General features: G+C 71.2%; 12 protein-coding genes, 1 tRNA gene and 1 pseudogene. 12 read left to right on the top strand and 2 right to left on the bottom strand.

Annotated elements, in window-relative coordinates:
• Window positions 1-94 precede the first annotated feature (94 nt).
• From BL254_RS01295 to BL254_RS01245, 11 genes and pseudogenes are all read left to right on the top strand, one after another.
• Window positions 95-892, top strand: coding sequence for a SurA N-terminal domain-containing protein (locus BL254_RS01295; protein WP_047221291.1), 798 nt, complete (start codon window positions 95-97; stop codon window positions 890-892).
• 133 nt (window positions 893-1,025) lie between these two features.
• Entirely contained in the window at window positions 1,026-2,480 is a 1,455-nt protein-coding gene (locus BL254_RS01290; RefSeq protein ID WP_076842275.1) for a YabN family protein, read from the top strand.
• Between the two features lie 240 nt (window positions 2,481-2,720).
• The gene (gene sppA / locus BL254_RS01285; protein ID WP_076842274.1) at window positions 2,721-4,778 is read left to right on the top strand and encodes a signal peptide peptidase SppA; all 2,058 of its coding nucleotides are present in this window, start codon (window positions 2,721-2,723) and stop codon (window positions 4,776-4,778) included.
• A 527-nt stretch (window positions 4,779-5,305) separates the two neighbouring features.
• Entirely contained in the window at window positions 5,306-6,592 is a 1,287-nt protein-coding gene (gene eno / locus BL254_RS01280) for a phosphopyruvate hydratase (protein ID WP_076842273.1), read from the top strand.
• Between the two features lie 5 nt (window positions 6,593-6,597).
• Complete coding sequence (locus BL254_RS01275) at window positions 6,598-6,915, top strand: septum formation initiator family protein (protein ID WP_076842272.1); 318 nt, start codon at window positions 6,598-6,600, stop codon at window positions 6,913-6,915.
• A gap of 161 nt (window positions 6,916-7,076) precedes the next feature.
• Window positions 7,077-7,760: pseudogene (locus tag BL254_RS01270) on the top strand (DUF501 domain-containing protein); the annotation flags it as partial.
• A 137-nt stretch (window positions 7,761-7,897) separates the two neighbouring features.
• Window positions 7,898-8,920 carry a Ppx/GppA phosphatase family protein gene (locus BL254_RS01265; RefSeq protein ID WP_047221231.1) on the top strand — a complete coding sequence of 341 codons (1,023 nt, stop codon included), beginning with the start codon at window positions 7,898-7,900 and terminating at the stop codon, window positions 8,918-8,920.
• A gap of 841 nt (window positions 8,921-9,761) precedes the next feature.
• A complete protein-coding gene (locus BL254_RS01260) occupies window positions 9,762-10,637 on the top strand; it encodes a uracil-DNA glycosylase (RefSeq protein ID WP_076842333.1) in 876 nt (291 codons plus the stop codon).
• 123 nt (window positions 10,638-10,760) lie between these two features.
• Window positions 10,761-12,260 carry an NAD(P)/FAD-dependent oxidoreductase gene (locus BL254_RS01255; RefSeq protein WP_047221230.1) on the top strand — a complete coding sequence of 500 codons (1,500 nt, stop codon included), beginning with the start codon at window positions 10,761-10,763 and terminating at the stop codon, window positions 12,258-12,260.
• 1,569 nt (window positions 12,261-13,829) lie between these two features.
• Window positions 13,830-13,904, top strand: a tRNA-Leu gene (locus tag BL254_RS01250).
• Between the two features lie 469 nt (window positions 13,905-14,373).
• Window positions 14,374-15,195 (top strand): Bax inhibitor-1/YccA family protein, encoded by an 822-nt coding sequence (locus BL254_RS01245; RefSeq protein WP_076842271.1) that lies wholly within the window; start codon window positions 14,374-14,376, stop codon window positions 15,193-15,195.
• A gap of 258 nt (window positions 15,196-15,453) precedes the next feature.
• On the opposite strand, the gene BL254_RS01240 is transcribed toward BL254_RS01245, so the two are convergent.
• Together BL254_RS01240 and BL254_RS01235 are read right to left on the bottom strand one after the other, a co-directional pair.
• On the bottom strand, window positions 15,454-15,864 hold the full coding sequence (locus BL254_RS01240) for a PPOX class F420-dependent oxidoreductase (protein WP_076842270.1): 411 nt from the start codon (window positions 15,862-15,864) through the stop codon (window positions 15,454-15,456).
• A gap of 171 nt (window positions 15,865-16,035) precedes the next feature.
• Window positions 16,036-16,263 (bottom strand): DUF4287 domain-containing protein, encoded by a 228-nt coding sequence (locus BL254_RS01235; protein ID WP_013872262.1) that lies wholly within the window; start codon window positions 16,261-16,263, stop codon window positions 16,036-16,038.
• A 152-nt stretch (window positions 16,264-16,415) separates the two neighbouring features.
• Between BL254_RS01235 and BL254_RS01230 the strand changes: the two genes are divergently transcribed.
• On the top strand, window positions 16,416-16,910 hold the full coding sequence (locus BL254_RS01230; protein ID WP_235433205.1) for a hypothetical protein: 495 nt from the start codon (window positions 16,416-16,418) through the stop codon (window positions 16,908-16,910).
• Window positions 16,911-17,404: the final 494 nt, after the last annotated feature.

Here is a 17,404-nt window from a genome sequence, read left to right as displayed (position 1 = left end):
CCGGGTGGTCGGCGAGGCGCGCGGAGACGGTGGGGGTACGTCCACCTGTGGCCTGGCTGTGCGCGGCGGGCGGCGAGTCGGTACGGTCACAGCCGTGAAGCCCCGTTCTGCCACTCGCCGCATCCTCGCCGGCGTGGCGTTGGTGGTCCTCAGCGCCTCCGCGTGCACCACCCATGCCGGGTCCGCCGCCCAGATCGGCGATGACACGATCAAGACGTCGACTCTGCGTGACGTTGTCGACCGCGGCCTGGCCGTCAGCCGGTCGGCCGCCGCGGCCAATCCCAGCGCCGCCCAGAGCATCGCGCCGATCGAACGCACCGATCTGCAGCGGCGCGCGCTGACCACCCTCGTCCAGCTTGACCTGCTCGAGCGGGAGGCCCGCGGCCTCGGAATCACGGTGACCGACCAGGATCTCGACGCCTTCTACCAGACGTACGGCGTGCTCGAGTTCGGCGGCGTCGCGGACTTCGAGCAGTTGGCGGAGCTCGGCGGCATAGCCCGCAAGGACCTGCGGCTCTTCCTACGCTCCAACGCCCTGGAGTCGGCGATCGCGGACAGGCTGGCTCCGGCCCCGGACACGGACGCCGCCAAGGAGCAGGCCCGCGGCAGGTACGACAAGATCGTTACAGACTTCAGGGCAAAAGGGAAGCAGATCTCGCTGAGCTTCGATCAGGCTCAGGGCTACCTCATCCGGTCGCTGGCCGCGGACCAGCGCAACCAGACCGTGTACACGAAGCTGCGCGAGACCGCGTCCCGGGAATCGGTCTCGATCAACCCGCGGTTCGGCACCTGGGACTCCGCCCAGCTCGCGGTGGCGGCCGCGGGCGTCTCGATCGCGACGACTCCGGCGCCCGAGCCGCCGCTGGGCCCGGGACTCGCGACCACCCAGTGACCGCCCCCGTCCCGTCGACAGTTCTGCCGGCCGGGCCGACCGGTTCGATCATGCTGACCCGGCCGGCCGCGGTGACCAGAGCGGCCAGGCCAGCCGGGGCGGTCAGGCCGACCGGGCTGGCCGAGGCAGCCCGGTGACCGCGAGCATCGTCGTCGTCGTGACCAGTCCCCGGGTCGCGCCCGGGCTGCTCGACGTCGCGACCTGGGACCTGCTGCGCGCCGCCGGCGCGGTCTGTTGCGGCTCGGCCGACCATCCCCAGCGGGCCGCCCTCACCGCGGCCGGCATCGCGGTCGAAGTGCTGGCGGTCGAGGCGCTGGCGGACGCCGGCCGGCAGGCCACCGCCGAGGCGCTGCGCGGGCGCGCGTACGCCGACCCGTCCCGGCCCGTGGTGTGGCTCGCCGCGCCAGCTGCTGGGACCCTGCCGACTACTGGGACCCTGCCAGCCGGCGAGATCCCGGGGGCTGATGGAGCGCTGTGGGCTGGTGGGGCCGAGCCAGGCGGGAAGCGCGACCTGCTCGACGCGCTCGCCACTCTGGCCGGTGCGGATCTCACCGTGACGGTCGTCCAGGGATCGCGCGATCTGCCCGGCGCCAGGCTGCTGGACGCGGTCGCCGTGATGGACCGGCTGCGCTCTCCCGGCGGCTGCCCGTGGGACGCCGAGCAGACCCACGCCTCGCTTGCCTCCTACCTGTTGGAGGAGGCCTACGAGGCGTACCAGGCGATCGAGGACGGCAACCACGCCGACCTGCGTGAGGAACTCGGCGACGTGCTCATGCAGGTGCTCTTCCACGCGAGGATCGCCGCCGAGGGCAACGGCTGGCCCGACGGCCCGGCCGACGCGGGGACGCCTGACACCGGAGCCACCCGTGCCGACCGGAACCTCGACGACCGGAACGGTGCCGACCGGAACAGTACGCCCCGGAACGAGGCTGGCCGGGACGAGACGGCCCGAAACGGCGCTGTCCGGGGCGGGGGGGAGACCCAGYGCGGCACGGCCGTCTGGGACATCGACGACGTGRCCGCGGGCCTGGCCGACAAGCTCGTCCGCCGGCATCCGCACGTCTTCGGATCGGTGACGGTGGACGGCGCCGCCGCCGTCGAGACGAACTGGGACAAGATCAAGGACGTCGAGAAGGGCCGCCGGTCGGTGACCGAGGGCGTGCCCCTCTCCCAGCCCGCGCTCGCGCTGGCGGCAAAGCTCCAGAAGCGCGCGGCCAAGGTTGGGGTGCCGGTGGATCTCGCCCTCGGCGCGGGCCGGCTGTCTCCCGCCGATGCCGTTGTCGGCCTGGTCGGCGAGCTGGCCCGGGACACGGACACCGGGTCCGCGGCGACCGAGGCCGAGACGCCGGCCGAGACGCTGGTCGGCGACCTGCTGTTCGCGGCCGTGGCGCTGGCCCGGCAGGCCGGAGCCGATCCGGAAGCGGCGCTGCGGGCGTCCGCACGGCGTTTCCGGGACACGCTCGCCGCCGCCGAGGATGCGATCCGCGCCGCCGACCTGGATCCACGGGAAACCGACGCCGACTCCTGGCGCGCCCACTGGCCGGCAGCGAGGCAGACCCCGACCGGAAGCACGACCCCGGCCGCCTGACGGGTCGCAACCCCCGTTCGCGCCGTTAGGGGCGGCTCTCGCCGAGGTCGCGCTCCGAGCCAGGCCCGCGGGGGAGCTCACCGGGCGCGCTCCGGACGGTTCCGGCCACGCGGATGGAAGCGGATGGAAACGGCCATGGGCCATGGCCCACAGCGCGTGGGGCGTGGCCTCGCCGCGCGGCGGCGGGCGTGGGGCGTGCTCTCGCCGCGTGGCGGCAGACGCGGCGCGTAGCCTCGCTGCATGGCAGCAGACACCGCGCGGCAGGCGCTGGCGGGCGTCCATCGTTTGTATGCGCGACGGTCCGCGCCTATCCTCCTCGAGCTCGACCTCACCGTGGATCCGGTCGAAGGGATACCCGGTGATCCGGTGAGCGCGGCCCTGGCGCGGCGTCGCCCGTCCCTGCGCACCGTCGTGGACGGGCTGCGCCGGGCCCGGGAGGACGACCGGGCGGCCACGCTCATCGCCCGGATCGCCCCCTGCGGGACGCCGCTGGCGCGGGTGCAGGAGATCCGGGACGCGGTCATCGCCTTCCGGGACGCCGGCGGGACCGCCTTCGCCTACGCGGACGCGTTCGGCGAGTTCGGCGGCGGGACCGTCCCGTACTACCTGGCCTGCGCGTTCGACCAGATCTGGCTGGCACCGCCGGGGGAGCTGGGCCTGACCGGGGTGGCCCTGGAGACACCGTTCCTGCGCGACGCCCTGGACCGGCTCGGCATCGAGATCCAGGTCGGGCAGCGCCACGAGTACAAGAACGCCGTCAACACGTTCGTGGAACGCGATTTCACCGCCGCGCACCGGGAGGCCAGCGAGCGGATCGTCGTCTCCAGCCTGTCCATGATCGTGGACGGCATCGCCACCGCCCGTGGCCTGTCCCCGGCACGGGTCCGCGAACTGATCGACAACGCGCCGCTGTCGGCCGAGCAGGCCCGCCGGGGCGGGCTGGTCGACCGGTTGGGCTACCGGGACGAGGTCTACGCCGCCGCCCGGGCCCACGCCCGCCGCACCGCGGGCGACGGCACCGGCCCCGCGACGGACGCGGCTCGCACGGCGGGTGCGGCTCACGCGGCGTGTGCCGGTGGCGAGGCCGAGGCTGGCGCGGACGCCGTGGCCAGGAGTACGGGCGCCACGGCCGAGGACGAGCGTGACGGTGTGATCCTGATGTACCTCTCCCACTACCAGCGGACGGCCCAGCGCCGGGAGACGTCCCGGTCGCGACTGCCCGCCCCCGTGCTCCACCGGGGCGGGCAGCTGGCGAAACCGGACGGGAAGGCCTTCCGGCGCGGACCCGAACGGCGCAAGGTGATCGCCGTCATCCACGGGACCGGGCCGGTGCTGCTCGGCCGCGGCGGGCGCGCGCCGCTGCGGGGCCCGGCCATGACCTCGGACGCCCTCACCGCCGCCTTCCGGGCGGCAGGCCGTGACGAGGACGTTGCCGCGGCCGTGTTCCGGGTGGACAGCCCCGGCGGCTCGTACGTGGCCTCCGACCTGATCCGACGGGAGGTCGAACGGTTCCAGGCCACCGGGCGTCCGGTGGTGGTCTCGATGGGGCCGGTGGCCGCCTCCGGCGGATATTTCGTCGCGCTCGGGGCGGACGCGATCGTGGCGCATCCGGGCACCCTGACCGGGTCCATCGGGGTGCTCGGTGGCAAGCAGGTCGTCCGCGAGCTGCTGGACAAGGTCGGTGTGCGCTTCGGCGCGGTCGCCGAGGGCGAGAACGCGCTGATGACCTCCCCGCGGCGGGAGTTCAGCCCGGCCGAACGCAAGAAGCTCGACGAGTTCCTGGACCGGGTCTACGAGGATTTCGTCACCAAGGTCGCCGCGGGCCGGAAGATGACGCCGGAGGCGGTGCACGAGGTCGCCCGGGGGCGGGTGTGGACGGGCGCCGACGCCCACGAGCGCGGCCTGGTGGACGTGCTCGGGGGGCTGTCCCAGGCCTGTGAACTGGCCTGGGAGAAGGCCGGCCTGCCCACGTCGGTGACCCCGCGGCTGCGTGTCCTGCCGAAGCTGGCGTTGGCAGACAGGCTGCGCCCGCCGCGGTCGAGCGAGGATCCCGCGGCTGCCGGCGTGGGCGGGGCGCCGCTGGCCGGTCCGCTGTCGGCCGGCTGGCCCCTGACGGGCACGGCGCTGCTGGGGGCGTCACTGGAGGTGATGGCGCACCGGGTCGTCGGCGGGGCGTACGCCACCGCCGGTGGTGATGTGTTCGCCGCCGGCTGGGGCCCGCTGGCCGCTGCCGCGGCCCGCGCCGGCCTGCCGGCCGGCGGCCCGCTGCTGATGCCGCCGCTGGGCCGCATCACCTAGAACGCCTGACCGATCGACCCGACCGGAAGGCCTGGTCGACCGGAAGGCCTGGCCGGCCGTGAAAAGCCCGACCGGTCGAAAAGGGCTGGATCGGTCAGGAAAATTTGATCGTCCGATATGTTCCGAATCGGTCGGCATTGCCGCTGTTGCACCCATGATCATAATTTTTTCTGGTCGTTCGCGACACTCCCGCAGTAACAGACCGGTAACAGGCTCGCGGTGCCCGGCCCGCCGCGACGGGCCGTGGTGCCCGGTGGGTGGCCTGCTTTCGGCGGCGTCCGCGGGGCGGCCCGCCTCTGGACTCCCCCCGGACCCCCTTGTCACGGCACTGGCCGCAGCCGTCCCGTCGCGCACCGGACCAGCGGGCGGCCGTGGGCGACACGTGCCTTGGGCACGTGTCGCGAGCGTGGTGGCGATAGTCTCGGCCGGGTCGTATTTCGTCGGCGCCGCCGATGCCCGCCCTGTCGCACAGTAGCGTTCTAGTCGGGCGTGTCCGTCCGGACGCGCCACACCGGAGGTCGAGGCCCGTGCCGTCCATCGAGGCTGTAGGAGCTCGCGAGATCCTTGACTCGCGGGGCAATCCAACCGTTGAGGTCGAGGTCGTCCTGGAGGATGGCACGCTCGGCCGCGCGGCCGTGCCCAGCGGCGCGAGTACCGGGGCGTTCGAGGCTGTCGAACTGCGTGACGGCGACGACCGTTACGGCGGCAAGGGCGTACGCAACGCGGTGACCGCCGTGATCGACCGGATCGGCCCCGAGATCGTCGGACTGGAGGCCACCGAACAGCGCCTCCTCGACCAGACCCTGCTGGACCTCGACGGGACGCCGGACAAGTCCGCGCTGGGCGCGAACGCGGTGCTCGGGGTCAGCCTGGCGGTCGCCAGGGCCGCGGCCAAGGCGTCCGACCTGCCGCTGTTCCGCTACCTGGGCGGACCGGCCGCGCACCTGCTGCCGGTGCCGCTGCTGAACGTCGTCAACGGCGGCGCGCACGCCGACACCAACGTCGACATCCAGGAGTTCATGATCGCTCCGATCGGGGCGTCGACGTTCGCCGAGGCGCTGCGCTGGGGTGCGGAGACCTACCACGCGCTCAAGAGCGTCCTGAAGACCCAGGGGCTGGCCACCGCCGTCGGCGACGAGGGCGGGTTCGCCCCGAACCTGCCGGCGAACCGTGCCGCGCTCGACCTGCTGGTGGAGGCCATCGGCAAGGCGGGCTTCCGGCCCGGGGAGGACATCGCCCTGGCTCTCGATGTGGCCTCGACGGAGTTCTTCGACGACGGTGCCTACCGCTTCGAAGGCGCCCGCCGCAGCGCGCAGGAGCTCAGCGACTACTACGCCGAGCTGGTCTCGGCCTACCCGATCGTCTCGATCGAGGATCCGCTCGCGGAGGACGACTGGGCCGGCTGGGTGCAGCTCACCGCCCGTCTCGGCGAGTCGGTGCAACTCGTTGGTGACGACCTGTTCGTCACCAACCCGCAGCGRCTCGCCCGTGGCATCGCTGAGAAGGCCGGCAACGCCCTGCTCGTCAAGGTCAACCAGATTGGCACGCTTACCGAGACCCTGGACGCGGTGTCGCTCGCGCACCGTAACGGCTACCGCTCCATGATCTCCCACCGGTCCGGTGAGACCGAGGACACCACCATCTCCGACCTCGCGGTCGCCCTCGACGCCGGGCAGATCAAGACCGGCGCGCCGGCCCGCAGCGAGCGGGTCGCCAAGTACAACCAGCTGCTGCGCATCGAGGACGAGCTCGACGACGCCGCCCGATATGCCGGGGCGGGGGCCTTTCCCCGCTTTTCACCGACAGCCGGGTGACACCGGTGGCGCGCCGCACCCCGTTCACCACCCGAATGACCCTGCTGCTGGTGGTGATCTGCGTGCTCGTGCTGACCCTGGCCTATCCGCTGCGGCTCTATCTGCGGCAGCGCAGCCAGATCGACGAGCTCGCGGCGCACAACGCCGAACAACGCGAACGGGTGGAGGCGCTGAAGACCAAGGTGGCCGGCTACGACGATCCGGCGTGGGCCCAGGACGAGGCCCGGGTCAGGCTGCACTACACCCGGCCCGGGGAGAAGGTCTATCTGGTGCCGGCAACGTCGGTCACCCCGACCCCGACTCCCTCGGCCACCGCGCGATGACCGCTCGTCGGGGTGCCGGCGTGCCCGGCATGGCCGTCACCGGCTCGACAGACACCATCGGCGGCCCGGCAGGCGCTGGCTCAGCAGGCGCCGGCCCGGCAGGCGCTGTTGGCGCGCTGCCCGGCACGGCCACCGGCCCTGGCGCGGCAGCTGGTTCCGGGATGGCAACTGGTTCTGGCGCGGCCGCCGGATCCGGCCCTGCCACTGGTTCTGACACGACCATTGGCCCTGATACGCCTGCCAGGGCCAACCGGGCTACCGAGACAGGCCGGGCTACCGAGGCAGGTACGGCCGTCGAGGTTGTCGAGGTTGTCGCGCGGCAGCTCGGCCGGCGGCCGCGGGCGATGCACCGGGTCGCCCACCGGTGTTCCTGCGGCCTGCCGGACGTCGTCGAGACCTGGCCGAGGCTGGCCGACGGGACGCCGTTTCCCACCCTGTACTACCTGACCTGCCCGCGGGCGGCGTCGGCGATCGGGCGGCTGGAGGCGTCCGGCCTGATGCGGGAGATGACCGAGCGGCTCGCCACCGACCGTGACAGCGATCTCTCCCGCCGTTATCAGGCGGCACACCGCGACTACCTGGCCCGCCGGGACGCCCTGGCCGAGTTGCCCGGCGCGCCGAGCGCGGGCGGCATGCCAGCCAGGGTGAAGTGCCTGCACGTGCTGGTCGCCCACAGCCTGGCCGCCGGCCCGGGGGTGAACCCGTTCGGTGACGAGGCACTGGCCCTGCTGCCGGACTGGGGCGCCCGCGGCCCGTGCGTGGCCGCCGACCCGTGCACCTTCGCGCGGGACGCCACCTCCGGACGGGACGCGGGCCCTGGACGGGATGCCGGCCTCGGCCGGGAGCACGCCTCCCGGCCGGAGAGCGGCTCCGGCCGGGAAGACGACGGTGGGCTTACCAGGCACGGCGGCGACGCGAACCATCAGCACCCGGGTAACGGCTCCGGCCAGGAAGACGGCGGCGGACGAAAAGGAAGATCGTCGTGACCCGGGTGGCGGCCATCGACTGCGGCACCAACTCGATCCGGTTGCTCGTCGCCGAGACAGCGAGCGGTGCCGACGCCAGCCCCACGCCGGACGGCCGTCCGGACCCCGTCGCGGATCATGCTAGCGGCGCGGGCCGCGCGAGTGACAGGCAGGCGGTCGCCGCCACCCCACGGCTGCGGGACCTGACTCGTCGCATGGAGATCGTCCGGCTGGGCGCCGGCGTCGACCGCACCGGCGAGCTGTCCCCCGAGGCGCTGGAGCGGACGTTCGCGGCGCTGCGCGAATACGCCGCGGAGATCGACCGGCTTGGCGCGTCCCGGGTGCGGATGGTCGCCACCAGCGCGACCAGGGACGCCCGCAACCGGGACGTCCTGGTAGCCGGGGTCCGCGCGATCCTCGGTGTCGAGCCGGAGGTGATCACCGGTGACGAGGAGGCCGCGCTGTCCTACGCCGGTGCCACCGGCGAGCTGCGCGGCCATCCCGAGCCGTTCGTCGTGGCCGACATCGGCGGTGGGTCGACCGAGCTGGTCCTCGGGGACGCGGCCCGGGTGCACGCGGCGAAGTCGGTGAACGTCGGCTGCGTGCGGCTGGCCGAACGGCATCTGCACGACGACCCGCCCGCGCCCGCGCAGCTGGCCGCGGTGGTTGCCGACGCCCACGCCGCGTTCGACCTGGCCGAGCGGACCGTGGCCATCCGCTCGGCCGCGACCCTCATCGGGGTTGCCGGGACGGTGACGACGGTGGCCGCCCTCGCCGCGGACCTGCCCGGCTACGACCCCGACCGGATTCACCTTTCCGTGACGTCGGTGTCGGACGTCGCCGCGGTGGCCGACCGGTTGGCGGCGATGTCGCATGCGCAACGGGCGGCCCTCCCGGTGATGCACCCCGGCCGGGTGGACGTGATCGTCGCTGGGGCTCTGGTGCTGCGGACGCTTCTCGAGCGGGTCGGAGCGACCAGCGTGATCGCCAGCGAGCACGACATCCTCGACGGCATCGCCCTGTCACTGCTCGTCCCGTGACCGTCCCGGTCCCTCCCGAGGCTCCCGTGTCTTCTAGTTTCTAGTAATGCCCGCGGAGAGGCTTGGTACCGCCCCGCCCGTGCCCGAGGTTCCCGTCGCCGGGCGATCGCCGTGGCGTCGTCGACGCCAACCGCCCCGCTCCCCGCCCGAGGCTCCCGCCCTGCTCAGTCTCCCCACCCCTGGTCCCACGCCTTCCGCACACTCCCGCCTCCGCGCACCCTCCCCACCCCCACCCGCACCCACCTCCACCCTCACCCCCGCACCCGCATCCACTCCCGCACCTTTTAATGATCAAAATAACGAGGGGGCAAGTGGCTGTCAGGGCAACCACTTGTCCCCTCGTTCGCGTGATTCGCGAATTTTTGAGGAGAGCGTCAGGGGATCTTGCTTGGCGTTCTTCGGTAAGGACACGACCTGCGGAAACGCTTGAATGTCGCCGTCCGCCACACCTCTGCTCGGACAGCCCCTCCGAAGTGTCCGAAGGATGTGGATCCAGCGCTGTCATGACAGCACTGGATCCACATCCTTGCCTGCGGGCTGCCGTGCGTTTCGGGGTGGAGCCGTGTCGACTGGGTGAGGGGCTAGGCTGCTGGGCGCGATGGGTGAGCTTCGGGGTGGGGTGCGTTCCTTCGACGCCGCGACCGGTGGTGCCGTCGGTGATGCTGCCGGCTGTGGCGCCGCCGATGACGGTGCCGGAGGTGAGGTCATCGGCCCCGCTGGTGCCGCTGGTGGCGAGGGCGGTTCCGCTGGTGGCGAGGGCGATGCCGGGAATGGCGACGACCGGCGTCCGGTCGCGCCGGGGTCTGGTTGGCCGGGGGATCCCGCCTCGGCGACGACCCCGGTGGCGGTCACGCCAGGTGATGTCGGTCGGCTCGCCGCCTCTGCGGACGACACCGTCGAGCTCGACGCCAGGATGTCGGTGTGCCGGGCCTGCCCGCGGCTGGTCGGCTGGCGGGAGGAGGTCGCCCAGTTGCGGCGGGCCGCTTTCGCGCGGGAGCGTTACTGGGGACGGCCGGTGCCGTCGTTCGGCCCCGCGGACGCCCGGGTGCTCGTTGTCGGTCTGGCACCGGCGGCGCACGGCGGCAACCGCACCGGACGGATCTTTACCGGCGACCGCAGTGGTGACTGGCTGTTTGCCTCCCTGCACCGGGTCGGGCTTGCGCGGTTGCCGACGTCGCTGTCGGCCGGTGACGGTCAGCGTCTGATCTCCACCCGCATCGTGGCCGCGGTGCGCTGCGCCCCACCGGCGAACAAGCCGACCACGCTGGAACGGGATGCCTGCCGGGGATGGCTGATCCGCGATCTTGAGTTGTTGCGGCCGACGCTGCGCGCGATCGTCGTGCTCGGCGGGTTCGCCTGGACGGCGCTGTGGCCCGCCCTGGGGCGGGCCGGTCATCCGGTGCCGTCGCCACGGCCGGCGTTCGGGCACGGCCGTCGGGTCGTCCTCGCGGATGTTCCCACGGTGGGCCCCGCGAGTTCACCAGCCGGCCCCGCGAGTTCACCAGCCGGCCCGGCGCGGCGAGCCGCCTCCACAGAAGCCGTCACTGAACGAGATATCGCTGGACGGGGCGTCACCGAACATCGTGCGGGGCTGGTTGTCTTCGGCTGCTACCATCCCAGCCAGCAGAACACGTTCACCGGGCGGGTCACCGCCGAGATGATCGACGCTGTGCTCGGTGCCGCGGCGGAGGTAAGTGGCGCGGTCAGTGATAAATAACTGAACCGTTGTCGATGTACACGTCACCGAGTTGATCTCCGCGTGTTGTACGTCACGTGAGTCCGTCGTCCACCGGCGCCGTATCTGGGGGCATGGTCGCGTGGTGGCGGGTACCTTTTTTGTATGAGCTTTGGACAACCTCCGCACATCCTTGTTGTGGGTGGCGGTTACGTCGGTATGTACACGGCTTTGCGTCTTCAGCGTCGCCTTCGTCAGGGYGAGGCGACCGTGACGGTGGTCGAGCCCAACTCGTACATGACATATCAGCCGTTTCTTCCCGAAGCGGCGGCGGGAAACCTCGAGCCACGACACGTTGTCGTGCCACTACGTAGGGTGCTGAATGGTTGCCGTGTGGTCAGCGGTAGCGTGACCGGGATCAATCATGCCCAGCGTGTCGCCTATATCGCGCCAAATCAGGGCGCGCCACATGATCTCCATTATGACATTCTGGTCGCCTGTCCGGGGTCGATCGCCCGGACGCTGCCCATCCCGGGCCTCGCGGAGCGGGGTATCGGCTTCAAGAGCGTGGCCGAGGCGATCCACATCCGGAACAAGGTCATCGAACGAATGGACGCCGCCGCGTCCAGCACCGACCCGCAGCTTCGGCGCCGCGCGCTGACATTTGTATTCATCGGTGGCGGGTTCGCGGGTATCGAGGCGATAGCCGAGCTCGAGGATATGGCCCGGGACGCCTGCAAGTTCTATCCCGAACTGTCGCCGTCGGACATGCGCTGGGTGATGGTGGAGGCAAGCGGGCGGGTGCTGCCGGAGGTTTCGCCGGCGATGGGCCTGTATACGTTGAAGCAGCTTGAGCACCGCGGTATCGAGATGAAAATCAATACCCGGGTAAAAAGTCTTGCCGACGGTCATGTGGTGCTCGACAGCGGTGAGGAGTTCGACGCCGAGACCATCGTCTGGACCGCCGGGGTCAAGGCCCATCCGCTGCTCGCCAACACCGATCTCCCACTCGACGACCGGGGCCGGATCAGGGCGACCGCTTTTCTCCAGGTGGACGGCGTCGAGCAGGCGTGGACGGCGGGTGACTGCGCCGCGGTACCCGACCTCACCAAGGGTGAGGGTGCGACTACCAGTCCTTCCGCTCAGCACGCCGTCCGCCAGGCCAAGGTGCTGGCGGACAACATTCTCGCCGATCTCCGCGCTGAGCCGATCGCGCCGTACGAGCACAAGTACGCCGGGAGCGTCGCGTCGCTCGGCCTGCACAAGGGCGTGGCCGACGTGTACGGGATGAAGCTGCGTGGCTGGCCCGCGTGGCTGATGCACCGTACCTACCACCTCAGCCGGGTGCCGACCTTCAACCGCAAGGCGCGGGTGCTCGCTGACTGGACGCTGTCGCTGTTCTTCCGGCGGGAGATTGTCTCGCTGGGATCCTTCGCCGACCCCCGGGCGAGCTTCCGCGCGGCCGCGACCCCGCCGGGCGCTCCGGCAGTGGCGGCGCCTGGGTCGGCTGCCCAGCAGCCCGCGCTTGCCGGGAAGCCGGCGGGACGGGCGGAGGCGACAGGACAGACGGAGACGAACGGTTCCGCCGGAGCCGCCCGCAAGTCGCCCGCGCCCGCCAGGACCGCGGGGCCGGCCAAGACCCCCGGGGGAACACCGCTGGCCTGACCGGGAACGACCGAGGGCAGGAGAGGGCAGGATCAATGGGCTCGTGACGTACGGTCACCTAAAGTTCTTCGTTACTTCCCGTATGTCACTGTCCGCCGTATCGTCGCCGTATCGTCACCACCCGCGGTATCGCGCCGGGGCGGCGCAGGCCCCCGGCCGTGGGAGCGCAGGCTCCCGGCCGTGGTGGCGGGGCTCCCCGGTCACGGCGGTATCCCGGGCGGCCCGTGAACCGGTCGGCAGCGTGTCCGGCGGTGGGCCTGCCCGGCCGCGACGGTACGGATCCCCGGCCGCGGGAGCGGCTGCTCTCGCTTGGGGCAGCTGGATCGCCGGCGTTGGCGAGGTGGGTTCCGGTTACGGCGCCCGGGTGCCGCGRCCCACCGGGCCGGCACTCATGCACTCCCGCGGGTACGGCGAATGCAGCGGATATGGATGTCGCCGGCTGCTTCCGGTGGCCGTTCGCCGCCGTCTTGTGACCTGTCCGCCCGGGCATCACCAACTGACTGAACACGCGGGCCGCCGTTGTTCTCGCCCCGGGGACAGGACATGCCATCTGACTTGTGATCATCTAATTTGTGATGTTTTAATATTGAATGCCCGCCGTAGGTCACTATGGCGGGCATTTCCATGAGCGGGTGTCCTGCGCGGCCACCGTCCGGCGAGCGAGCATCGACCACCGGGGACGCGGGGACCGTGAGCGCCGCGCAGCCCGGCTGTCGGGGTGTTCCCGCGGGCGGCGCGGCGGACGTTGGCGTGGGCGCCGCGCGGCCCGGCTGCTGGCCGGGAGCACCGCTGTCGTCCGGTTGACCGTCGGCGAGACAGGAAAGCGAGTCCGCCGCAGCCGCCGGCTGGTGCCGGCCTCGTCCGGCTGACCGCCGGCCCGGCGCCCGGCCCCTGCTGCCGCGTCGGCCAACGTTCACTCCGTCCGCCGTGCCCAAGGCGACCCCCGGCGTTGCCGGGAACCCTGAGCGGCGCTGCTGCCAGGCGGCTCCCGGAGCCCTGCCGGGAACCAACCTGGACACGGCGGCCGGCCAAACATCGGCTGACGCGGCACCAGGACGTGTCTGACGGATGTTCGATCGCGCGGGCGGCGCCCGGATGGCCACTCGACGTGTTGTTGTCATCACCAGTAGCTCTGCTGTTGAGCGCTCCCCATCCACCGCTACGAGCCGTGCGGGGGTCTGCTGTCCTCCGCCTTGCGGGAGGCCGCCCGGATCACCATCCGCATCGACCAACATCCATCGGGCAYGTCCTGGTGGGCGCAGGCCTGCCCGTGGCTGGAGCGCGGGCCGGGTTCCTCGCTCGCCGCGCTTCCCGGCCCCGGCGGCGGGCCGGAGGTACCCCGTCGCGGGCCAGGATGCCCCGCCCTTCTCCGCGTAGCTCCGCTGCCACGCTGGCCGTATTGCCAGCCGGTCATACTGTGATTGATCGCGTACCTTCGGTAGGCGAGTTGGGCGTGAGTGTCACGACGGGTTACGGATCAGGAGGTTCCGGTTACTTCCTATACTTTCTTCATGTTGTCTCTTTCACAAATCCTACGTAGCGTKGTAGAAACATCTCCGATGTAGCCGAGCCGGTGTATCCCAACAGGCAGAGGAGGCTGTCCTAAAAACAGCTCGAGTGTCGGTTCGACTCCGACCACCGGCACATTCAGGTCTGTTCCGTGGCCGCCGGCCGGATCATTCCGGCCGGCGCTCGGTCATGCCATCAGACTATTCGCCTGAATGTCTCACCGTCATTGACGTGTGACCCTTCCTCATGCTGGTCGCCGTCCTGGCACCGGCGGTTGCCACCGCGAGTTTTGCGATCATGGCGGCGAGGGCTTCGAGCGATCTTGCGGAGTGCTCCAACGTCATYCAGCGCCGTCCGGCGGTCGTTCACGGGACTATGGGCACGGCCTCCGCTCGCGGCGTTCTACTCTGTATTCCGACGGGTTCGTCGAGCGAGCGCGCCGATCGACCGGGCTTTGCCGATCCACCTTATTGATCAACTTTGTTGATCCACATGGTGGGCGGCGCGGCAGGTGGTGCGGCGGGCAGCATGATCGACCGAACCCGACGGCAGTTGCGATCTGTACGCCCGGCTGGATGCGGGCGGCGGAAGGAGTCGTGTCCTGATGGCCGAGATGCGCTCGTCGAATCMGGTGTTCAGCCGGCGTGGCTTCGCCGGCCGGTCGACGYCGTCCTCCGGGTACTACGGCCCCGGGGGGTATGCGCCGCCGGGCAGGGGAGCTCCGCCCACCCCGACGCCGGAGCAGCTCGCCGGGCTGTACCGGGCGCCCAGCGGGCTGACCGTCGACGACGTCGTCGTCCACACTCTGGGCCTGTTCGCGGTGATGGCCGTCACCGGGGCGGTCGGCTGGGCGATCGCCCCGACCACCCCCGCGGTCGGCTTCACGGCGATGTTCGCCGCGCTCGCGCTGTCCCTGGTGATCTCCTTCGGCCGGCGGCTGCGGCCCGCGCTGATCGTGCTCTTCGCCGCTCTCGAGGGCCTGTTCGTAGGCGCGGTCTCCCGGTTCTACGAGGACGCCTTCCACGGGATCGTGCTCCAGGCGCTGCTCGGGACCGCCGTGGTCTTCGTGGCCATGCTGGTGGCCTATCGCAGCCGCCGGCTGCGCGCGACCGAGCGGATGGCCCGGGTCGTCTACGGGTCGTTGCTCGGCGTCGTCATGCTCGGCCTGACCGACCTGGTGATCAGAGCGGTGTCGGGCAGCCATCTGCCGATCATCAATGACGCGTCCCCGCTCGGCATCCTGTTCAGCCTTGCCGTGCTCGTGGTCGCGAGCCTGCAGTTCATCCTCGACTTCGACTACATCGAGCGCGCGATCGCAGCCGGTGCTCCCCGTTCGGAGGCCTGGCGGGCCGGGTTCGGGCTGCTCGTCGGATTCGTCTGGGTGTACCTGGAGATGCTCAGGCTGCTGTCGAAACTGCGCGCCTGACTCCCCTGGCTGGCTCAGGCTACGCGGCCCGCACAGGCCGCGTAGCCGGCCGCGACCGGCTGGCCGTGATGACTCCGGCTGTACGGCGGCTCCGGCTGTACATGGTGGCTGGTCGGCCRCGGCCAGCCGGGTGCCCGGTGGCGGTCAGCCGGGTGCGGCCGCGGCCAGGTGGGTGCGAGTGGCGGCGGGGGCCGGGCCAGCGTTGACTCTCACCTGCTCTGCCGGATTCGCCGTCGCGGGTGGTGACCGGCCCGCTGGTCACCCGGAGCGGTCGGGGCCAGCGTGCTCGATCTCGATACTGATCAGGCAACGCTGGTCGCGGACCATGGCGGCGCGATAGTCCTCCCAGTCCGGGTGCTCGCCTGACAGCGTGYGGTAGTAGTCGACGAGGGGCTCCATGGCATCCGGCAGCGAGATGATCCGTGCGCGGCCCCGCACCTGGATCCACGGCCCGAAGAAGGCGTCGGGGAAGACACACAGCCCGGCCCGCGGGTCGCGATGGAKGTTGCGGACCTTGTAGGCGGTCTCCCTGCTGCTGATGACCAGTCTGCCGTCGGTGTCGACGCCGACGGTGACCGGCGACAGCTGCGGAGTCCCGTCCCGCCGGAAGGTTGCGAGGACAGCCCGATGATTGTCYCGGACGTAGTCCCGTGCCGCGTCGATGTCCATGGGCTGATTCTCGCCCGGCCGGCCCGGCGGCACCGTGCCGGATGCTCCTGCGCTCGTCGCCGAGGGGGGAGGACGACCGGGACCCGGATCCTCATGGGGCTGTGACGCATGCGGGCCGCGCCGGACCGGTCGGGCGAGGAAGGTTACATCGAGCGAAAAGGATTTACCGGGTCAGGTCCGGATGGCGCGCCTGCGCAGATCCGCTTCGTGGACCACAGCCGCCGCATAGCAGTGGGGGAGCCCGTGCTCGTCCCGTAGCCAGTTCACGCGTTCGGAGAAGCGCAGGAGACCAGGCCCGCGGTCCAGGCATCCCAGCCAGTGGCCGACGTCGTGTCCGGTGATTCTAGGAATTCGTTCGATAAGGCTGTGGTGGGTCTCTTCGGAGCGTTGTTGCGACATTGGCGCCTCCAGTACGCACTGGTCAACCAGTCATGGAAGGAGCGTGCACCACCAGTCGGACAACGGCAAGACCCGCCACGGCTGTCACGGGGTAGCCTTTATGGATGGTCGAAGCGGATCCCCCGGCGATTCGGGATCTGATCACTTCGGACGTGGCAGTTGTGGACGCGCCGCTGGCGGCGCTGATCAGCGAGGTACGACGACTGCACGACCGCATCCACGGATGGTCGCCGACCTCCTGGCGAGAACCGTGCGTCCCCTACCGGTTCGGCGCCAACTCACCCGAACCCGGTTCCGGGGTGGGAGCCGGTGGGGCGGGCGTGGCCGCCGGGCCCGGCACCGGTACCCGTGCCGACCGGACGCGTGCGCTGGCCGTCGAACTCGCTGGTCTGGGGCGTGAGGCGGGCTCCGGGCTTCCCGCGGGTGTCGGTCCACCGCTTCTGGCCGACCACGCTCTGGCCGACCAGATCGCCGTACTGGCAACGGACCTGATCGAAACACTGGCCGCGGCCGCTGCCAGCGCCGCCCCCGCGCATGGTTCGTTCTCTTGGAATGATCTCGTAGAACGGGCTCGGCTGGCTGTCCGCGCGGCTCGCATCGATCTGGAGACGTCCCGGCGGTGGCGTGCCGGAGGCCTCCAGCGGTGACCGGTACCGGCGGTCAGTCCTTCTGGGCGGCCGCCACCCGCGGATTTTCCACTCCGTGACACCGTGTCGAAAAGCGGAGTTTCGCGATGATACGTGCCGCTCGGTGTCGACGGCGTTCACGCCGACGGCCCCTCCGTTCTGACGGCCCCTCCGTTCTGGCGGCCCCGCCACGCCGACGGCTCTGACGGCCTTTTGCGTTGGCGCTCCCTTTGTGTTGATGATTCCTTATGCGCTGGCTCCTGGCGGGACGTCGACGGCGCGATGTGGGCCTCGTCGAGCGACCGATGGGCGCCGTCCTGAGCGTGGGTCGGTACGGGCCTACGGCGCTGGGGGCAGCGGCCGCTTTCCTGGCCGGCGGGCTGGTCGGTCCGCCCGCTGACCGGCCCGYCCGAGCTCCGATACGTGTTCGGCGTCACCCGAATAGGTGACCTGTGGTCGGAGTTTGCCGGATTACGAGCGCCAGCGGCGAGCGCTCGCTACCTTCCGTCTATGGG

Origin of the sequence: Protofrankia sp. BMG5.30 (genome assembly GCF_001983005.1) — a bacterium.
Classification (GTDB): domain Bacteria; phylum Actinomycetota; class Actinomycetes; order Frankiales; family Frankiaceae; genus Protofrankia; species Protofrankia coriariae.
Note: the sequence above shows the minus strand (reverse complement) of the source record. Positions and strands in the feature narration are given on the sequence as shown.

Coding starts and splice junctions, on each gene's coding strand:
- sppA (WP_076842274.1), top strand. CDS start 2,721: ATGGCAGCAGACACCGCGCGGCAGGCGCTGGCGGGCGTCCATCGTTTG.
- BL254_RS01235 (WP_013872262.1), bottom strand. CDS start 16,263: ATGTCGCAACAACGCTCCGAAGAGACCCACCACAGCCTTATCGAACGA.